The sequence below is a fragment of the Actinomycetospora sp. NBRC 106375 genome (genome assembly GCF_030269665.1).
In the GTDB taxonomy this organism is placed as follows: domain Bacteria; phylum Actinomycetota; class Actinomycetes; order Mycobacteriales; family Pseudonocardiaceae; genus Actinomycetospora.
On the sequence record NZ_BSTS01000013.1, the window covers coordinates 152335 to 170959 of the forward strand.

The following is an 18625-nucleotide window of genomic DNA, read 5'->3' on the forward strand; positions in this document are numbered from 1 at the left end:
CGTCAGCGCCCGACGACCTCGGGCGGGCCCGCGGCCTTGATCGGCGGCGGCGGGCCCGCCCACCGCTCGATCTCCACGAGCGCCCGGCTGCCCGCGCAGCCCTGTGAGAGCCGCGAGGCGCCGACGTCGCGGGTCAGCACGTTGACGTTCCCGGCGGCGCAGAGCACGGGCTCGACGCCGGGGACCGGCGAGAACCACGCGCCCGTCGACATCTGGACGACGCCCGGGAGCAGGTCGCCGTCGACGACCACACCCGCCAGGCAGGCGCCGCGGTCGTTGTGGACGCGCACCAGGTCGCCGTCGGCGAGCCCGCGGACCGCGGCGTCGTCGGGGTGCACCCGGACCGGCTCCCGGCCGTGGACCTTCGAGTCGCGGCTGTGCGGGCCGAAGTCGAGCTGGCTGTGCAGGCGCGCGGCCGGGTTGTTGGCCAGCAGCACCAGCGGGTAGCGCGCGGCCCGCGGCGAGCCGTGCCACTCGGTGGGCTCGAGCCACGTCGCCCGGCCCGGGCAGTCGTCGTAGCCGAACGACGCGACGCGGGCCGAGGCCAGCTCGATCCGGCCGCTGGGCGTGCGCAGCGGGTGCGCGGCCGGGTCGCGGCGGAAGTCGTCGAGCAGCACCGACGGGGGCGGGTCCGGGCGCCGCACGTGCCCGGCGGCCCAGAACGCGTCGAAGCCGGGCAGGGTCGACGACTCGCCGCGCCAGCCCTCGTAGAGGTGGCGCAGCCACTCCTGCGGGGTGCGGCCCTCGGTGTAGTCCTTGGCGACGCCGAGGGCGTCGGCGAGGTCGGTGAAGATCGCGTAGTCGTCGCGGGCCTGCGCGTGCGGCGTCGCGGCCGCCCGCATGGCGGTGACGACCGGGTCGGTGCGCGAGGCGCCGATGTCGTCGCGCTCGAGGGTCACCGTCGCCGGCAGCACGATGTCGGCGTGACGGGCCGCGGGCGTCCAGTACGGCTCGTGGACGACGACGGTCGAGGGGCGGCGCCAGGCCTCGCGCAGCCGGGCGAGGTCCTGGTGGTGGTGGAACGGGTTGCCGCCGCACCAGTACACGAGGTCGACCGCGGGGTAGCGCCGGACCTCGCCGTCGTAGGCGTACTCGGCGCCGGGGTGCAGGAGCATGTCGGCGATGCGCGCGACCGGGATGCGCTCGCGGTGCTCGTTGTACCCGCGGGGCATCGTCGGGACGGGGCCGCCGCGGGCGGAGTGCCCGTTGTCGCCGATCGAGCCGTAGCCGTGCCCGAAGCCGCCGCCGGGCAGCCCGATCTGGCCGAGCAGGGCGGCGAGCAGGATCCCGGCCCACACCGGCTGCTCGCCGTACTCCGCGCGCTGCAGCGAGTACGTGACCGTGACCATCGTGCGCCGCGCCGCCATCCGCCGCGCCAGCGCGACGATGTCGCGTGCCGGGATTCCGCAGAGCGGCGCGGCCCACTTCGCGGACTTCGCGACGCCGTCGTCGCGGCCCATGAGGTGGTCGACGGCCTCGTCCACGCCGGCGCACCAGCCGTCGAGGAACGCCTGGTCGGCCAGCCCGTCGACCACCAGCGTGTGGCCCAGCGCGAGCAGCAGCGCGGCGTCCGTGCCAGGGCGCACGGGCAGCCACGTCGCGTCGACGGGCAGGTCGCGGCGGTCCGGGCCGAGCAGGACGAACTCGCAGCCGCGCGCGGCCATGGCGCGCACGGCGTCGGTGGTCCCGTGCACGGTCTGGCCGCCGGGGGTGACGGCGGTGTTCTTCGCCGGGACGCCGCCGGCGCAGACCATCATCTCGGTGTGCTCGGCGAGCACGGGCCAGCTGGTCAGCGAGCGCAGGACGTCGTGGGCCCCCAGCAGGTGCGGCAACAGCACCTCGGAGGTGCCGGCGCTGTAGGTGTTCTCCGAGGCGACGTAGCCGCCGAGCGTCGCGAGGAAGCGGTGCACCTGGCTCTGGGCGTGGTGGAAGCGCCCGGCGCTGGACCACCCGTAGGACCCGCCGAACACGCCCGCCGGCCCGCGCTCGGCGTGGACGCGGCCCAGCTCGGCGGCCAGCCGCTCGGTGACCTCGTCCCACGACACCGCCACGAAACGGTCCTCGCCCCGCCGGCGGTCCGGGCCGGGACCGTCGCGCAGCCAGCCCTCCCGCACCATCGGCGCCGGGACCCGCAGGGGATGCCGCAGCGAGCCGACGAGGTTGTCGAGCAACGGGGACGGGTCGGGGTCGAGGGGCGACGGGCGCACCGCCGTGACGTCGCCGTCGCCGACCTCCGGGGTGAACGCGCCCCAGTGGGAGAGGTGCGAGTGTGTCACCGGAGCGAGCGTAGGACGTCGAGCGTGCTCCAGGCCCGCGTCGCGAGGTGCAGGTTGAACCACGTCTCCGGGTCGCCGAGGTCGACGTCGGCGATCTGGCGGATGCGCTGGAGCCGGTACTTCAGCGTGTTGCGGTGCACAATCAGCGACTTCGCCGTGAGCTCGTAGTTGCCGCCGCGCTCGAGGTGGTGGGCCAGGGTGCGCACCAGCTCGGAGCCCCGCCGGCCGTCGTACTCCAGCAGCGGGCCGAGCCAGCGCTGCACGAAGCGGTCGACCTCGCCGAGGTCCTCGATGCCCACCAGCAGGCGGTAGACCCCGAGGTCGTCGAAGCGGATCGCGGTGTCGTCCCACTCGGACTGGGCGGGCAGCCGCAGCGCGAGCCGGGCCTGCCGGTAGGACCGCGGGTAGTCGGGGACGGCGTCGCAGCGCTCGCCGATGCCCATGCGGACGCGTCCCCCGCCCAGGTCGCGCAGCACCGTCTGCCGCAGCGACTCCCAGTCCGGCTCGACGTCGGCGAGCAGCACGACCTCGCCGCGGCGGGCGACGACGAGGCTGCCGGCGCCGCCCTCCCGCGCGGCCCGGCGGACGGCCTGGAAGAGGGCGTCCTCACCGTTCCCCGCGACGCCGCCGCCCTCGACGACCACGACGCGGTGCGGGCGCTGCAGGTCGTAGCCCAGCGCGACGGCCCGGTCGAGGGTGCTGCGTTCCTCGGCGCCGTCGAGCAGCTCGTCGACGACGTCGCGGCGCAGCCGCAGCTCGCTCTCGGCCAAGCTGCGGACCCGGGCGAGCTCCATCGCGAGGATCGTCGCGCCGTGCTCGAGCGCCATGAGCTCCTGGTCGCCGGCCCGCTCGTCGGGGTCGTGGAGCACGATCACGCCGAGGGTGTCGCCCTGCGGGTGCGCGACGGCGAGCAGCTGCTGGCCGTGGCGCAGCGGCCGGGCCTCGCGGCTCGCGCGCGCGACGAGGCGCTCGCGGCGCGACGGGGTGTCCTTCGGGTAGGGATCGGGGCGCTGCGGGCCGGCCCAGGCCTGGAGGTTGCCGTGCCGGTCCTCGATCGCGACGCGCAGGCCGGTGAGCTCGTGGACGGCGCGAGCGATGCCCTCCCGCCCCTCGCCGGACGCGGCGACGGCGGTGAGGCGGGTGTGGATCTCCATGCTGCGCTGGAGGGCGGTCACGGTGCCGCGCAGGCGGTCGTTGAGCGCCGAGAGCGTCGACGCGGTGGCCTGCTCCTGGGCGTGCAGGCGCCGGTTGGCCAGCGCGCCGCCCGCCTGCTGCGCGAGCGCCCGCAGCAGGAACTGCTCCTCGGCCGAGAGGTCGGTCGCGCCGCCGACGACGAGGTGGCCCAGGTGCCCGTCGTGGCTGGTCAGCGGGAACGCCCAGGCGTCGGGGACGTCGGCGAGCTCGACGGGGCCGCCCGTGACGCCCGCCTGCTCGGGCAGCCCGGCGTCGCGCGCGTCGTCGGCGGCCACGACGGTGGCGACCTCGCAGCGGGCGATCGAGGGCGCGGCGGTGGTCGCCAGGCGCAGGATCTGCTCCTCGTCGGCGCCGTCGGTCATGAGCTTGCCGAGCACCAGCAGGCTGCGCATGCTCGAGAGCAGCTCGCGCTCCCCGGCGGTCTGCAGGGCGGTCACGGGACCGGCGCCGGATCCCGGCCGAGGTAGTCGTGGGGCTCGATGTACCAGGGGTTCTCGAGCAGCTGCCCGCCGAAGAGCACGGCGGGGTGCGTCCGGAGAATCTCGAGGACGATCTCGCCGTCGCTGAAGCGCTCGAGGTCGTAGAGACAGAGCGCGATGTTCGGGTAGCGCGGCAGGAAGAGGTTGAGCCGCGACTCGTAGGTCAGCAGGCCCTCGACGCCGGGCTTGCCCGACAGCGCCCAGGTCATCTCGCCGACCGAGCGCACGGTGGTGAAGCCGTCGTCGACGATCGCGCGGTCGACCGCGGTCTCCCAGAACCCGATCATGCGATCGATGACGAAGTGCCCGTCGGCGAGGTAGGTCGACTCGGAGCACCGGGCGTCCAGGCGCCCCGGACCCTCGTCGGTGCCCAGCGCGCGCACGGCCTCCTGCGCGGCGGGGTCGTCGGTGACGCACAGGCACATGTCGCCCGCCAGCAGACCCTCGCGCAGATAGGGGAGCAGCAGCTCGTCGCGCTCCTCGGGGCCGCGGAAGAAGGCGCAGATGTGCGCGCCGGGCCGGAGCTGGACCCCCGGCAGGCCACTCGCCGTCGATGTCGTCATGCGCAGCCCCTGATGTGTCAGGTGTCACACACCGTAGCGCCGAGCGGGGCGCGCGACCAGCGGCGACCGTCCCCGGCGGTCCGTCGACGCTAGGGGAGCGCGCGGGTCGGCCACGTCGGTACGGCAGGACAGAGGACCGGCGGCTCCTCGTCCCGTCAGGACGAGACGTCTTGATCCCGCGAGCACAATGATTCTCCGGGGGAGGTGCCGCGTGTCCGTGCTGCGTCGCAGGGTCTCCACGGCCGTCCTGGTCGTCGTCGCGGTGCTCCTCGCCCTGATCATGGCCCTGGTCGCGGGATGTTCGCCCCCGGCCGCCACGGCGCCGCCGGGCACCGGTCCGGCCGAGGCGGTGCCGCTGCCCGCCGGAGTCGTCCGGCCGCCCGCGGGCGGCTACTTCCCGGTGCCCACCGCGGTCGGGACGTTCTCGACGCTGCCCGACGACGCGGGGGCGGCCGCGATGGTCCACCGCTCGCCGTGGGAGCCGCGGCCCGAGAACGACGCCGCGAACCGGACCGTGGCGCCGCCGGACTTCCGGCCGCCGCCCTACCCGGGGCTCGAGAACGGGCCGCTGGTCTTCGACCGGATCACGGGGAACTTCACCGGGACCACCGACGAGATCATCCAGTGGGCCGCGGCCAAGTGGGGCCTGCCCGACGACATGATCCGCGCCGAGGCGGTGCAGGAGTCCGGCTGGTTCCAGAACCACAAGGAGCCAGACGGCCAGCCGATCGACCAGCAGGGCTTCGGCGACTTCGGCGACTGCGGCGGCTCCCCGATCGGGTCGCCGTACGGGCCGGACGGCCCCGCGAGCTTCGGGATCATGCAGGTCAAGTGGTGCACGCTCAACGACCCGACCGCGCCGGGCACCGGCGGGTGGCCGTGGACCGAGAACTCGACCGCCTGGACCCTCGACACCTACGGCGCTGTCGTGCGCGCCTGCTACGAGGGCTGGGAGCCCTGGCTGGGCCCCGCCTACCGGGCCGGCGACCTCTGGGGCTGCGTCGGGCGGTGGAACTCCGGTGCGTGGCACGACCCCGTGGCCGAGCGTTACATCCGAGGGGTCCAGGAGCAGCTGCAGGCCAAGCCCTGGCTGGGGTGGTAGATCAGACCAGCTCGTCGACCACGGCGAGGTACGTCGCCCGCTGCCGCTCCCAGCGCAGGGGTTCGACGACGCGGGCGGCCTCGGTGGTGATACGTGCGCGCCGGGCCGGGTCGTCGTGGAGACGGCGCAGCGCCCGCGCCAGCTCCTCGGGGTCGCCGGAGGTGAACAGCTCGACCGCGTCCGGGCCGAAGGTCTCCTCCATCGAGCGGGTGCGTGACGCGACGACGGGCAGGCCCATCGCGACGAAGTCGAAGACCTTGCCGGGCAGCGCGACGTCCCGGAACGGGTCGCGGACCATGGCGACCACCCCGACGTCGGCGGCGGCGAGCGCGGCCACCAGGTCCCCGACCGGGAGGAAGCCGCCGCTGAACCCGACGTGGTCGTCCAGGCCGAGATCGGCGACCAGCCCGCGCAGGCGGGGCAGGTCGCTGCCGTCGCCGATCACCTCGAGGCGGACCGCGGGGACCCCGCGGCGCACCAGGTCGATCGCCCGCACCACGGTGTCGAGCCCGTAGTGGGGCTCAACGGTGCCGTGGCAGACGACGGTGAAGCGCGCCCCGCGCCGGCCGTCGTCGGCGGGCGGTGCGAAGACGGCCGGGTCGGCGCCGTCCATCACCGTCGTGATCCGCCCCGGCGGCGCGCCACGGCCCACGAACACGGCGCGCATCTGCTCGGTCGGGGTGATGACGCGGTCGGCGAACGCGATCGCGCGCTGCTCGATCGCCGCCAGGGCCCCGACCGCGGGGTGGTCGGCGCCGAAGCGCGTCGCGAAGAACTCCGGCATGCACTCCTGGAGGTCGAGCAGCACGCGGGCCCCCAGCAGGCGGGCCGGCGCCGCGGCGAACACGAGGGCGTCGGGCAGCGAGTGCACCTCGACGAGCCGGTAGCGCCGGCGCAGCTGCGCGACCGTCAGCACGAGCGTCGCGAGGACGCCGAACGCGCCGTACTCCACGAGGTACCCGAGCTTCGTCCCGCGCCGGTGCCGCAGCGGCAGCCGGTGCACGGTGACCCGCCCGCTCCGCTCCCGCCGGGGCTGGCCCGGGGCGCGCAGGCACCACACGTCGACCTCGGCGCCGGTCGCGGCCAGCGCCTCGACCGCCCGGGCGACCCGCGAGTCCTGCGGCACGTAGTGCTGGCGCACCACCGCGACCCGGGGCGGGCCTACGTGTTCGGCCAGCTCAGCCACGGTTTCGCCGCCACCGCCTGCTGCACGCGGTCGGCGTAGGCGTCGCCGGTCGAGGAGTGCCAGTCCCCGGCGAACCAGCGGCCCACGCACCCCCACAGGTCGCCCGCCCGGTAGTTCGCGCCCAGCCACACGTCCCACCCCTCGTAGCAGCCGCGGATCACCGCGGCGTACAGGTCGACGGCGTAGGCCGTCGAGCGCTCGGTCCACGGCCAGCCGCCGGTGCCGGTGGCCGGCCGGTTCTCCATGGAGCACCACTTGACCTGGAGCAGCCCGAAGCTCGACGGTCCGCGCGGGCCGTACGGCGCGCCCGGCGGGGAGCCGCCGCAGTCGCCGAAGTCCCCGAAGCCGCGCTGGTTGATCGGCGCCCCCGAGGGGTCCACCAGCCCCTGGTACCAGGACGACTCGACGACCGCCTCGCCCCGGATGAGCTCGTCGGGCAGCCCCCACTTCACCGCGGCCCACTGGATGACCTCGTCGGTGGTCCCGGTGAAGTCGCCGGTCACCCGCCCGAACACCGCCTGGCTGTTGAGCATCCCGGCGTAGCCGGTGACGTGGGTCCCCGGCGGGGCGGGGGTCTTGTTCGCGGCGTCGTTCTCGGGGCGCGGCTCCCAGGACGTGCGGCGCACCGTCGCCGCGGCCTGTTCGTCGTCGGGGAGCGTCGCGAAGCTGCCGACGGGCCGGAGGGCGAAGTAGCCGTCGGGCGGCGGCTCGCCGTTCGGGCCCGCCGCCGATGCGGGGACGTCGGCCGACGCGGGGCCCGGTGTCGGGACGGACGCCGCCGGGGGTCCCGCGCACGCGCCGGTCAGCAGGAGCACGAGACCGGCGAGCGCGACGACGACGTGCGGGAGCCGGCGCGCCCGGGTCCCGGGTGATCGAAGTACCGATACGGACGCTGAGCGTCTGCGACGGCACTTCGCTGACACACCCCGGCGCCCGCTCACGACCGCCGCCCCGAGCCGGCGAGCTCGCGGCGCTGGGCGCGGACCTGGCGGCGCACCGACTCCGCCGAGCTGCGCAGCGCCCGCAGCGCGGGGACCTGGGTCGCGCGCAGCAGGTACCACCGCCACGCGGGTTCGTCGTGGCAGCGGCGGGCCAGCGACCAGCCCAGCGCCAGGTCGTCGGGCCGACCCCCGAGCCCGTCGGTGAGCCCGGTGAACCAGGCCGTGCTGCGGTCCGCCTCGGCCTGCAGCGGGCGCAGCACCGCGCGCCGCTCGGCCTCGTAGGCGGCGAGGGCGCGCTCGACCGAGGCGTCGCAGCCGAGGTCGACCCCGGCGAGGCGGCGGGTCAGCGCCATCGCGTCCCCGAGCGCGAGCGTGGTGCCCGAGCCGATGGAGAAGTGGGTGGTGTGGGCGGCGTCGCCGGCGAGCACCACCCGGCCGTCGTGCCAGCGGCGGTTGTCCACGCGGCGGAAGCGGACCCACGGAGCGGGCGCGCCGTCGGGCGGACGCCGGGTCGGGGCGATCCAGAGGGGAGCGCCGTCCAGGAGGTGCGCGAAGAGCCGCTCCAGGGTCAGCAGGCACTCCGCCGCGGGCATCGTGTCCAGGCCCAGCCCGCGCCAGGTCGCCTCGGCGCACTCGACGACGACCGTGCTGCGGTCGCTGCCGAACACGTAGCCGTAGCACCAGACCCAGCCGGCCGAGGTCCCCACGAACGCGAAGGTGAACGTCGTGAACGGGTGCGGGCTGCCCAGCCAGATGTAGCGGTGCCCGCTCTCCCGCACGTCGGCCCCGAGGCGCTCGGCGTGGTGGCGGCGCAGGCCGCTGGCGACCCCGTCCCCGGCGACGACGACGTCCGCGCCGTCGACGGCGTCCTCGACGTCCGCCGCGGTCGCGTCGAAGCGCACCTCGGCGCCGAGTTCGCGGGCCCGGTCGGCCAGCAGCGCGAGCAGGGCGTGCCGGCCCACCGCATAGCCCGAGCCGCCCAGGAACACCGGCGCCCGCCGGTCCACCTGCAGCACCTGGCCGTCCCACACCACGGCGGCGGCGCGCAGGGCCCGTTCCGTGGGCGGGTCGTGGCGGTGCAGCGCGTCGAGCAGCTCGTCCCAGAACGTCACCCCCCAGCCGTGGGTGACGCCCGCGGGATCGCGCTCGACGACCACCACCTCGTCGGCGACCCCGGCCCGGCGTGCGCCGATGGCGGTGCACAGGCCCGCGGGCCCGCCACCGACGCACGCGATCCGTCTCCTGCGCGCAGTCACGTCCTCACCGGTCCTCGGCCTCGCTCTCGTCCGTCGGCGACCGGCCGGTCCGGCCCCTGGGTCCTGCCGCTCTTCTTTGCGACGCTGGCGGGGTGAACCGCCACGTCTCCGTCGAGGCGCCCACCGCGCCGACGGCGGAGGTCCGCGCCGCCTGGGACGCGCTCGTCGTCGCGACCCCCGGCACCGACGTGAACCAGCTCGGCGCGTGGGCCCGGGTGCGGGCGACGCTCGGCTACCGCTCCCGGCTGCTGCTCGCCCGCCAGGACGGCCGGCTCGTCGGCGGGGCGCAGGTGCTGCTGCGCCCGGTCGGCCCGGCGGCGCTCGCCTACGTGCCCTCCGGCCCGGTGGTGGCCCGGGACGCCCCGGACCGCGTGGCGACGGTGACCGCCCTCGCGGCGGCCCTCGACCGCTTCGCCGGGCCGCTGCGGCCGCTGTTCGTGCAGCCGCCGGACGACGGCGAGGAGGCGAGCCGGGCCCTGCTGGGGCGCGGGTTCCGCCCGTCGGACGCGGGGATCTCCCCGGCCGGCACGCTGCGCCTCGATCTCGCCGCCGACGAGGAGACGCTGCGCGCTGGCCTGGGCCGCCGGTTGCGGTACTGGACCAACAAGTGGCCCGAGCGCGGCGTGACCGTGCGGCGCGGCGACGCCGGGGACGTCCCGCTGCTCGCCGCGCTGATGGCCCGCACCGCCGAGCACCAGGGCTACGACCCGCTGCCCGCGGCCTACGTCGAGGCGTTCCACCGGGAGCTCGCCCCCGACCACGCCGTGCTCTTCGTCGGGGAGGTGGACGGGCGCCCGGTCGCCGCGGACCTGCTCACCGGGTGCGGCGGCGTGATCAAGGGCCGGCTCGGCGGGTTCGACCGCTCCGGCGAGGCGGGCAAGCTCAGCGTCCCCGGGGCGATGCGCTGGGCGGAGATCCGGTGGGCCCGGGGGCAGGGCTACCGCTGGTTCGACTTCGGGGGCATCGACACCGGCATGCTCGACGACCTGCTCGCCGGGCGGACCGACGATCCGGAGCGCTGGCCCGGCGGCGACCGCGCGAAGCTGTCGTTCGGCGGGGTCCCGTACGCCTACCCGCCCGCCGTCGAGCGCATCGTCCCGGCGCCGGTGCGGCTGGCCTACGACACGGTGCGCCGCAACCCCCGTGGCCGGGCGGCGGTGCGGGCGCTCGCCGAGCGGCTGCGCGGCGCGCGCCCCGGTCGCCCGGCGTTCTCCCTCTCCGCCCATGACCCCTCCGGCGCTCAACAGAAGTAGCGGTAGAGGTCGCGGCCGGCGCGGGCGCTGACCTCGTCGGGCACGGCCGGGTCGGTGAGCAGCGCGGTCGCGGCGGCGAGGATGGCGTCGACGCCAGCCGAGTCCGGGCGCGGGCCGAGCCGCACCGTCACCACCGAGCCCTCGACGTCGGCCCACTTGCGCTTGAACGCGACGAGCCCGGGCTGGTCGAGGTCGCTGACGCCCCAGTCCACCCGGCGCAGGCCGCGGGCGTGAGCGTGCTCGAGCCCCGCCCAGAACAGGGCGTCGTTGGGCCGCACGTCGAGCCGGTCGTCCCGCGAGGCTCCGAACTTGTAGTAGAGGACGCCGTCCCACTCGCAGAAGAGCGCGCCGCCGACGGTGCGACCCTCGTGCTCGGCGAGCAGGGTCACCACGCCGCCAGAGCTGGAGAACTCGCGCCAGATCGCGTCGAACAGGGCCGCCGGCGGCGCGAGCATCCCGTAGCGGCGCTTGCGGCGGGCCACGTGCAGGCGGTGGAACGCCCGGACGCCCTCGGGTCCGGTGTCGGCCCGGACGGTGACCCCCCGGCGGGCCGCCGCCCGGACGTTGCGCCGCGCCGTGCCCGACAGACGGGCCCAGACATCCTCCGCTGCGCCCGTGACCGTCGTGGCGTGCCAGGCGGCGCGGCCGGTGACGACCCGGCCGGGGACGGCGAGCAGCCCGGTCGGCTCCAGGGCCCGCAGCGTCCAGGGCGTGCCCGGCGGCCGGTCGGCGAGCAGCACGTCGAGGTCCTCGTCGGCGCCCGCCACCGGGTCCGCCCGGTCGCCGAAGGGCAGGCTCACCCGGCGCGGGCCGCGCGCGTCGTCCACGTCGACGTGCGCGATCCCCGCCCGCGGGGTCCCGTCGGAGGTGACGAGGACGCGGGCGCGGGGGCTGAACCCGTAGGTCCCGGCGACCGCCCGGATCCACGGCGGCGAGGTGAACAGCGACCCCCGGCCGCTGCCCACGAGCTCGCCCCACCTCGGGTCGGTGCCCGGGTCGAGGACGACGGGGGCCCGGACCCCGGTGGCCGTCACCGCGCACCGTCCCGGCGGACCAGCGCGGGCACGGTCCGGGCGAGGATGACGAGGTCGCCGCGGACGCCGTGGCTGCGCCGCGCCTGCACGTAGGTGGCGTCGAGCTGCAGCATCTCCAGCGTGCCCATCGTGCTGCGGCCCTCGACCTGCCAGAGCCCGGTCAGGCCGGGGCGGACCGCGAACCGGCTGGCGTAGTCCGCCGGGAAGAGCGGGGCCTCCCACTCGAGGCAGGGCCGCGGCCCGACGAGGCTCATCTCGCCGCGCAGGACATTGATCAGCTGGGGGAGCTCGTCGAGGCTGGTCCGGCGCAGGAAGGCGCCGATGCGGGTCACCCGGGCGTCGCCGGCCAGCTTCGTGCTGCCGTCGATCGCGGTGTCCTCGCCGCGCAGCTCGGCGGCCACGAGCGCCCGCAGCGCCTCGTCGGAGCCGCCGAGGTACATCGTGCGGAACTTGAGCAGCACGAACGAGCGCCGGTCGACGCCGACCCGCCGCTGGTGCAGCAGCGCGGGGCCGGCGCTGTCGAGCCGCACGACGGCCGCGATGACGAGCATCGGCAGCGCGAGGAGCACCAGGCCGACCAGGGCGCCGGCGACGTCGAGCGTGCGCCGGACCGCGGCCTCGGCCCGGCCGCCCGGGGTGTCACCCGCGTGCGGCACCGGGCCGCCCGCGGTCACGGCGCTCGGCGGTCCCCAGCCGCCCGCCGCGGCCGCGGTGCGCGAGGGGCCGGGGTCGGGCCGTGCGAGCGTGCGGGTCCGGTGGCCGACGACGAGGGCGAGCAGGACGAACAGCAGGTCGCCGCTGCCGCGCAGGGTCAGGTGCGGGTCGAGGACGGTCGAGACCAGCAGGGTCCACCAGGCGACGCGCAGCGCCTCGGCGACCGCACCGCGGGGACCGGGCCCGGCCGCGCCGTCCCGGGCGGTGCGCAGCACGGCGACGCCGAACCACAGGAACCCCAGCAGCAGCGGCACGCCGCCGACCCACAGGAACTCGAGGTAGCCGCTCTCCAGGTACACGACGTCGCGCCACGTCTCCTGGGCCGGGAGCACCGAGCTCGGCCCGATCCCGAGCAGGAAGCGGAACCCGCCCAGCACGGGCAGGTAGTAGTGGGTGAGGTTGTCCCACCGGGTCGCCCAGCTCACGGGGATGCCCGCCGTGGTGACGTCCTGCAGGCGGCTCACCACCACCGGAACCGCGAGCAGCGCCACCACGAAGGGCACCGGCCACAGCCGGGCCGCCCGCCGGCGCAGGTCCGGGAAGCGGGCGAGGATCGCGACCCCGGCGATCAGCGCGGTGAGCCACGCCGTGAACTGCGCGCTGGCCAGGATCCCGACCACCAGCAGGCCGCCGGCGACGAGGCGCTCGCGGCGCCCGAGCAGGCCGCGCATCCCGCAGCAGACGAGCACGACGAGCGCGAGCACGAGGTAGTCGCCGGTGGACAGCGGCGAGCCGAGGGTGGTGGTGCCGCGCTCGGCGAGGTCGTCGGGGGCGTCGGTGGCCGACATCCAGAAGGTCGACAGCAGCGAGAGCACCGGGGCGACCGCGAGCACCTGCAGCACGGCGATCACCGCGACCACCGCCGCCGGCCACACCACCAGGCGCAGCAGCCGCACCACCTCGGCGTCGGTGCGCACGGTGAGCCGCACGAGGAGGTAGAGGGCCACGAGCTTCGGCAGCGGCAGGATGGCCGCGAGGTCGCTGCCCTCCGGGGTGAGGCCGCGCAGCATCATCCAGCAGACCGGCCAGAGGGTGTAGAGCCCGAGGAAGATCGCCAACGGCCCGTCGACGGGGTGTGGGGCGGGCAGGCTCATGGAGCCGTCGCGCAGCCAGCGGTGGGCCCACCCGAGCAGCGCGCCGAGCACCACCAGCACGAGCACCGCCTCGTTGGGGCGGATCAGCGGCAGCAGCGCCCCGCGCTCGATGCCGGCGAGGAACGGCAGCGTCGCGACGTAGACGAAGGTGCCCGCGACCGGGTGCGCGCAGCTCAGCGCGACCAGGGCCAGCGCGACCGCGACCGCCGCGAGCCCGACCAGGACCGCGGGCGTGCCCTGGGCCAGCGGCGCCGCGACCGCCGAGCCCACGATCGCGACGGCGACCGCGGTGACCACCGGGACGAGCGCGCCGCCGCCCACGGGCCGCGCCGGGCCGGGGGCCGCCCCGGTCAGCACGGCGCACCCCGGCGGCCGCGGGCGAGCACCGTCGCCACCCGGGCGGTGCCCGCGAAGCAGCCGACGGCCACGGCGGACGCGACGGTCACCGCGGCGATCGCGGCGAACCCGCCCGGGGGCGCGGTCGCGAGCACCTCCCGGCCGCCCCACAGCGCGGGCGCCATCGCCGCCGTCGCCACCAGGACCACGCCGATCGCGCGCCCGTCGACCAGCGGCTCGGGGCGGATCTCGCGCCGGAGCCGGGTCAGGACGACCACGGACGCGACGACGTCGCGGGCCACCACGGCGCCGCAGAGCAGCGCCAGGCGGACCACGGCGTCCGAGGTCAGCAACGAGGCGCCCGCGACGACAACGACGGCGACGAACCCGAGGTCGCTCGCCCGCCCGGCCGTCGCGGTGTCGAGCCGCGCGAACAGGGCCTGGCGGGCGATCTCGTAGGTCGAGCCGAACAGCTGCGAGATCCCGATGACGACGATGCAGACCGCCAGGGCCGTCACGATCGCGGCCGAGCGCAGCTCGCCCACCGCGAGGATCGCGGCCAGGGTCGCCGCGAAGGTCACCATGAGCGCGGCGGCCGGCACGCTGACCAGCGACGAGTAGGTCAGGCCGCGGCGCCACCCGGCGGCGAAGTCCGCGTCCCGGCGCGCCTGCGACGCCGCGGACAGCGAGGGGAGCACGGCCGCGGTCACGGCCCGCGCGCCGAGCGCCGTCGGCACGGCGCCCAGGCTGTAGGCGAGCCAGAACACCGAGACCCCGCCAGGCACGGTGCCGGCCACGGCGATCAGCCCGAACACGCCCGCCGCCGGCAGCGCGGCCACCCGCACCGAGCGCCGCAGGCGCACCGCGACCGCCATGACCTCGGGGTCGTCCCGCCATCCCCGGCGCGGGCGGACCGGTGCCCCGGCCGCGCGGGCGCCGGCGACCTGGATCGCGGCGTGGATCGCGACGGCCAGCGTGCTCCCGCCGCCGAGCAGCAGCACGACCGCCGGCGACGCGGTGTCGATCTCCACCCCGGCCCCGTGGACCAGCACCACGGCGCCCACGACCGCCATCAGCACGACGTTCTCGATCGCCGGTGCGGCGGCCGGCAGGGCGAACCGTCGCCGCGACTGCTGGGCGGCCGCCCCGAGGTAGGCCAGCGCGTAGAGCACGACCTGCGGCGCCACGAGGACGATGAGCACCACCGTGACCAGCCAGGCCCGGCCCCGCTCGCCCGAGAGGTCGACGCCCGCGGTCAGCACCCAGGCGGCCACCGGCGCCACGAGCACCAGCAGGCCCGCCACGGCCGCCGACACCACCGTCAGCAGCCCGGCGACACCGCCGAGGAGATCGGGCGACCGTGGTCCCCCGGCGTCGCCCGGCGCCCGCGCGCGCACCGCCGCGGGCACGACGACCAGCGCGAGCACGGGGCCGGCGACGACCTCGTAGGTGAGGTTCGGCACCTGGTTCGCCGACTGGAACAGGTTGGCGAAGTACGTCGGCCCGAGCGCGGCCCCGATCACGACCACCCGCAGCAGCCCGGTGACGCGGCTGACGACCGTCCAGCCGGCCGTGGTGAGCGAGCCCCGGGCCGTGCCCCCGTCGTCGCCGCCGTCCCCTCTCCGGTGCGGGGTCCCGTCCCGCGCCCGGGCGGGCCGCACGGTCACCGCGACCGGGCAGCGCGGTGCCGGCGGCGGGCCAGCACCGCGACCGTCACGATGGCGACGATCAGGCCGGCGACGGCACCGGTGGCCGCCCCGAACCACGGCCGCGGGCTGACCTGCCCCACCGGGAAGGCGGGGACCACGAGCCGGGCCGTCGGCTGCGCGATCTGCACGAGGTTGACCTGGTCGAGCTGCTGGGCGAGCTGGCTCTGGCGCAGCGACACCGCGGGCAGCTGCGCCAGCGACGCGGGCGTGTTCGCCGTCTGCAGGGCGTTGATCTGGCCCGCGACGACGTTCAGCTGGTCCTGGAGGAACCGGGCCTGGTCGGCCACGGGCTGAGACGCCGCGCTGACCTGCAGGTACTGCGTGCTCACCGCGGCCGCGATCCGGACGGCGAGGTCCTGGGACGGGTCGCGGACGTCGACCGTGAGGAGCTCGCTGCCGTCGGCCAGCGTCACGGTCATCTTCCGTTGCAGGTCCTCTGCGCTCAGGCCGAACTGTCCGGCCACGGGCGCGGTCACGGCGTTGCTCGACATGAGCAGCTGCTGGGTGGTCAGGTTGCGGTCCTCGCGCAGGAAGCCCGTCGGCTGGTCCTGCGAGATCACGTAGAGCACCGTCGCGCGCCCGACGTACTGCGCGGGCCACAGGAACGAGGCCCCGAACCCGACCAGGGCACCGAGCACGACGATCACCAGGCCGATCACGCCCAGCCGGCGGACGTCGCTGCCGTGCAGCACCCCGTCCGGGGCGTCGGTGGCGCGGCGCGCGGACGCGCCGTCCCGGCTGCCGACGCCGTCGGTGCCGCCGGATCCGGCGCCGGTGCCGGCGGGTCCCGGCGGGGAGCCCGTGAGCAGCGACCCGCCGCCCTCGGCCGCGCCGCCGGGCTCCTCGGCCCGCTCGGGCTGGTCGGTCCGGTCGGACATCTCGGTCGTCGCGGCGTCGTCGTCGAGCGGATGGGACCGGTCGCCCGTGCCGGACTCGGTCGACGTCCGCGCGCTCGGCACGGAGGGTTTGCCCGCCGGGCCCGGGTCCGGGCGCCAGGCCGGGGCCGCGAAGCGGCGCACCGACACCGTCGGCCTGCTCGAGCCCTCCTTCGGGTCCTCGGAGGTCATGACACGCTCCTCACCACATCGCACACGCGCTCGACACGGTCCTCGCCGAGGGTCGGCGAGCAGGGCAACGACAGGATCCGGCCGGCTGCCTCCTCGGCCACGGGCAGCCGCGGGGGCGCGCCGGTGGACCCGGCGAACGCCGGCTGGAGATGGCAGGGGACGCGGTAGTGCACGCCCCACCCGATACCGGCCGCGGTCAGCGCGGCGATCAGGGCGGGCCGGTCCGGGATCCGGACGACGGCGAGGTGCACGACCGGTTCGACCCGCGGGTCGACGTCGACCGGCCGGCACGACGCGGGCAGACGCTCCCGGTAGTGCGCCAGGACGTGGCGCCGGGCGGCGTTCTCGGCGTCGAGCGAGCCCAGGCGCACCGAGAGCAGCGCGGCCTGGAGCGTGTCGAGGCGGCTGTTGCGCCCGACCCGGTCGTGGTGGTCGCGGTCGCCGCGGCGCCGGCCGTGGTCGGCGAGGCCACGGACCCGCTCGGCGAGGTCGCCGTCGTCGGTGACGACCGCGCCGCCGTCGCCGAGGGCTCCGAGGTTCTTGCCCGGGTAGAAGCTGAACGCCGCCGCCCGCCCGAGGCTCCCGGCGCGGCGCCCGTCGTAGCGGGCGCCGTGCGCCTGGGCGGCGTCCTCGACGAGGGCCAGCCCGTGCCGGGCGGCGAGCGCGGCGAGCGGCTCCATCGGGGCCACGGCACCGAAGAGGTGCACCGCGATGATCGCGGCGGTCGACGGCCCGATCGCGGCCGCGGCCGCGTCGGGGTCGAGGAGCAGCGTGTCCGGGTCGACGTCGACGAACCGGGGCGTCGCCCCCGCTGCGCAGACGCCCTCGGCGGTGGCGACGAACGTGTTGGCCGGGACGACCACCTCGTCGCCGGGGCCGATCCCGAGGCCGCGCACGATCAGCTCGAGCGCATCGGTGCCGTTGCCGACGCCGACGGCGTGGCGTGCGCCGCAGTAGGCCGCGAACTCGGCCTCGAACCGGGCGACCTCCGGCCCGCCGACGTACTGGCCGTGCGCCAGCACCGCGCCCCAGGCGTCGTCGAGGGAGGGGCGCGTGCGGGCGTGGACGGCCCGCAGGTCGAGGAAGGGCACCGGCATGTCGTCCGTGGGACCCGCCGCGCGGTCGATCAGCGTCACGACGCGGTCCGCATCGGTCGGTGCACCGGGACGGTCGGCTCCACGGCGGCCTCGTCGGTGGCGGCGAGCACCCGCACCACGTCGAGACCGCGTTCGCCCGGGGTGTCCGGACGGCGGCCGGTCCGCAGGCACTCCACGAAGTGGCTGTCCTGCACCGTGAGCGGTTCGCAGAACTGCACGTAGGGCGAGACGATGTCGCCCGTGCGATAGGAGACCGGCATCGCGTGGAGGTCGTCGGATTCGAGGACGTCGACACCGATGTCGTAGACCCGGATGCGCTCGTTGTCCGAGAGGTCGTTGTAGACCGCCATCTTGCGTTCTCCCACGACGGTCACCCGGCGCACCTTGCGGGGGTCCAGCCAGCTCACGTGGGTGTAGGCGTGGACGTCGCTGTTCTCGAAGGTCATCTGCAGGTAGGCGACGTCCGAATAGCGGCGTCCGACGCAGCCTTGGGCCCAGACCGCGGTGCGGGCCGGAATCTCGTCGAGCAGATACGAAATGATCGAGATGTCGTGCGGTGCCAGATCCCAGATGACGTTGCAGTCGCTCTGGTACCGGCCCAGATCGAGGCGGGCGGTGTCGACGTAGAGGATGCGCCCGAGCTCGCCGGAATCGACGATCTCCTTGAGCTTCCAGACCGCCGCGTTGTACTCGAAGGTGTGGCCGGCCATGAGGCACACGCCGTTCTGGGCCGCGCGCTCGACCATCAGCTCGGCGTCCGCGACCGTGGTGGCGAGCGGCTTCTCGACCAGGACGCCCACGCCGGCCTCGATCGCCCGCAGCGAGAGCGCACTGTGCGCACCCGGCGGCGCCGCGACCACGACCGCGTCGAGCTCGGGTAACGCCGCCCCGAGCTCCTGCTCGACCCGGACAGCCGGGTGCACGCGGCGGGCCTCGACCAGACGGTCCGGATTCGCGTCGATCACGCTCACGACGACGCCGGGCAGGCTGCTCAGCACGCGGACGTGCTTCGAGCCCCAATAGCCGTAACCCACTACTCCGATACGCTCAACCATTCATTCCCCCCATCTGTCGCTACCCGCGGATCGCCCTTCTCGGAACGGTATTGCGCAACCGTTCCGGGCGCTCCGTCTGCGCTGCTCGTTTCCACCTCCTCCCGGCCGGCGATCTCCGTCGCGAAAGGTGACCATGAATAGATGGTGCTGCCCCGTGACCAGAGACGCATCTCGTGCATGTCCGGTTGGTCACCGGTCGACGACATTCACGTCTAATTCCGGTCACAACGAGATCAGCATTCCCGATCAGCGGCCGGCCGGCCACAGAT

The 18625-nt window shown here is 75.8% G+C and carries 14 protein-coding genes; 2 read left to right on the forward strand and 12 right to left on the reverse strand.

Annotation, left to right across the window (positions count from 1 at the left end):
- Positions 1-2 precede the first annotated feature (2 nt).
- From QSK03_RS22030 to QSK03_RS22040, 3 genes are read right to left on the reverse strand one after another with little or no spacing between them, the layout of a single operon-like run.
- A complete protein-coding gene (locus tag QSK03_RS22030) occupies positions 3-2276 on the reverse strand; it encodes a molybdopterin-dependent oxidoreductase (protein ID WP_285656717.1) in 2274 nt (757 codons plus the stop codon).
- A complete protein-coding gene (locus QSK03_RS22035) occupies positions 2273-3907 on the reverse strand; it encodes a helix-turn-helix domain-containing protein (RefSeq protein ID WP_285656718.1) in 1635 nt (544 codons plus the stop codon). Before QSK03_RS22035 ends, QSK03_RS22030 begins: the two co-directional genes overlap by 4 nt.
- Complete coding sequence (locus QSK03_RS22040) at positions 3904-4512, reverse strand: MEDS domain-containing protein (RefSeq protein ID WP_285656720.1); 609 nt, start codon at positions 4510-4512, stop codon at positions 3904-3906. Before QSK03_RS22040 ends, QSK03_RS22035 begins: the two co-directional genes overlap by 4 nt.
- A 211-nt stretch (positions 4513-4723) precedes the next feature.
- Between QSK03_RS22040 and QSK03_RS22045 the strand changes: the two genes are divergently transcribed.
- The gene (locus QSK03_RS22045; RefSeq protein ID WP_285656722.1) at positions 4724-5614 is read left to right on the forward strand and encodes a hypothetical protein; all 891 of its coding nucleotides are present in this window, start codon (positions 4724-4726) and stop codon (positions 5612-5614) included.
- 1 nt (position 5615) lies between these two features.
- Here the strand turns inward: QSK03_RS22045 and QSK03_RS22050 are convergent, their stop codons facing one another.
- The 3 genes from QSK03_RS22050 to QSK03_RS22060 all read right to left on the reverse strand — a co-directional run bounded on the left by QSK03_RS22050 (position 5616) and on the right by QSK03_RS22060 (position 8997).
- Positions 5616-6800: a glycosyltransferase gene (locus QSK03_RS22050; RefSeq protein WP_285656724.1), complete on the reverse strand. Its 1185-nt coding sequence runs from the start codon at positions 6798-6800 to the stop codon at positions 5616-5618.
- On the reverse strand, positions 6776-7615 hold the full coding sequence (locus tag QSK03_RS22055; RefSeq protein ID WP_285656726.1) for a hypothetical protein: 840 nt from the start codon (positions 7613-7615) through the stop codon (positions 6776-6778). Before QSK03_RS22055 ends, QSK03_RS22050 begins: the two co-directional genes overlap by 25 nt.
- 122 nt (positions 7616-7737) lie before the next feature.
- Positions 7738-8997, reverse strand: coding sequence for an FAD-dependent monooxygenase (locus tag QSK03_RS22060; RefSeq protein WP_285656728.1), 1260 nt, complete (start codon positions 8995-8997; stop codon positions 7738-7740).
- A gap of 92 nt (positions 8998-9089) precedes the next feature.
- Here QSK03_RS22060 and QSK03_RS22065 point away from each other — a divergent pair, with 92 nt between their 5' ends.
- On the forward strand, positions 9090-10250 hold the full coding sequence (locus QSK03_RS22065; protein ID WP_285656729.1) for a lipid II:glycine glycyltransferase FemX: 1161 nt from the start codon (positions 9090-9092) through the stop codon (positions 10248-10250).
- On the opposite strand, the gene QSK03_RS22070 is transcribed toward QSK03_RS22065, so the two are convergent.
- The 6 genes from QSK03_RS22070 to QSK03_RS22095 are packed head-to-tail and all read right to left on the reverse strand — an operon-like array spanning position 10238 to position 18356.
- Entirely contained in the window at positions 10238-11284 is a 1047-nt protein-coding gene (locus tag QSK03_RS22070) for a GNAT family N-acetyltransferase (RefSeq protein WP_285656731.1), read from the reverse strand. The genes QSK03_RS22065 and QSK03_RS22070 overlap by 13 nt on opposite strands.
- Positions 11281-13449 carry a sugar transferase gene (locus tag QSK03_RS22075; protein ID WP_285656733.1) on the reverse strand — a complete coding sequence of 723 codons (2169 nt, stop codon included), beginning with the start codon at positions 13447-13449 and terminating at the stop codon, positions 11281-11283. Before QSK03_RS22075 ends, QSK03_RS22070 begins: the two co-directional genes overlap by 4 nt.
- Positions 13443-15095: a lipid II flippase MurJ gene (locus QSK03_RS22080; protein ID WP_285656735.1), complete on the reverse strand. Its 1653-nt coding sequence runs from the start codon at positions 15093-15095 to the stop codon at positions 13443-13445. Before QSK03_RS22080 ends, QSK03_RS22075 begins: the two co-directional genes overlap by 7 nt.
- A complete protein-coding gene (locus tag QSK03_RS22085) occupies positions 15092-16204 on the reverse strand; it encodes a YveK family protein (protein ID WP_285656736.1) in 1113 nt (370 codons plus the stop codon). The genes QSK03_RS22080 and QSK03_RS22085 overlap by 4 nt, the downstream gene beginning before the upstream one ends.
- Positions 16201-17340 (reverse strand): DegT/DnrJ/EryC1/StrS family aminotransferase, encoded by a 1140-nt coding sequence (locus tag QSK03_RS22090; RefSeq protein ID WP_285656739.1) that lies wholly within the window; start codon positions 17338-17340, stop codon positions 16201-16203. The genes QSK03_RS22085 and QSK03_RS22090 overlap by 4 nt, the downstream gene beginning before the upstream one ends.
- The gene (locus QSK03_RS22095) at positions 17337-18356 is read right to left on the reverse strand and encodes a Gfo/Idh/MocA family protein (protein ID WP_285656741.1); all 1020 of its coding nucleotides are present in this window, start codon (positions 18354-18356) and stop codon (positions 17337-17339) included. The genes QSK03_RS22090 and QSK03_RS22095 overlap by 4 nt, the downstream gene beginning before the upstream one ends.
- Positions 18357-18625 lie beyond the last annotated feature (269 nt).

Coding starts and splice junctions, on each gene's coding strand:
- QSK03_RS22040 (WP_285656720.1), bottom strand. CDS start 4,512: ATGACGACATCGACGGCGAGTGGCCTGCCGGGGGTCCAGCTCCGGCCC.
- QSK03_RS22085 (WP_285656736.1), bottom strand. CDS start 16,204: ATGACCTCCGAGGACCCGAAGGAGGGCTCGAGCAGGCCGACGGTGTCG.
- QSK03_RS22095 (WP_285656741.1), bottom strand. CDS start 18,356: ATGGTTGAGCGTATCGGAGTAGTGGGTTACGGCTATTGGGGCTCGAAG.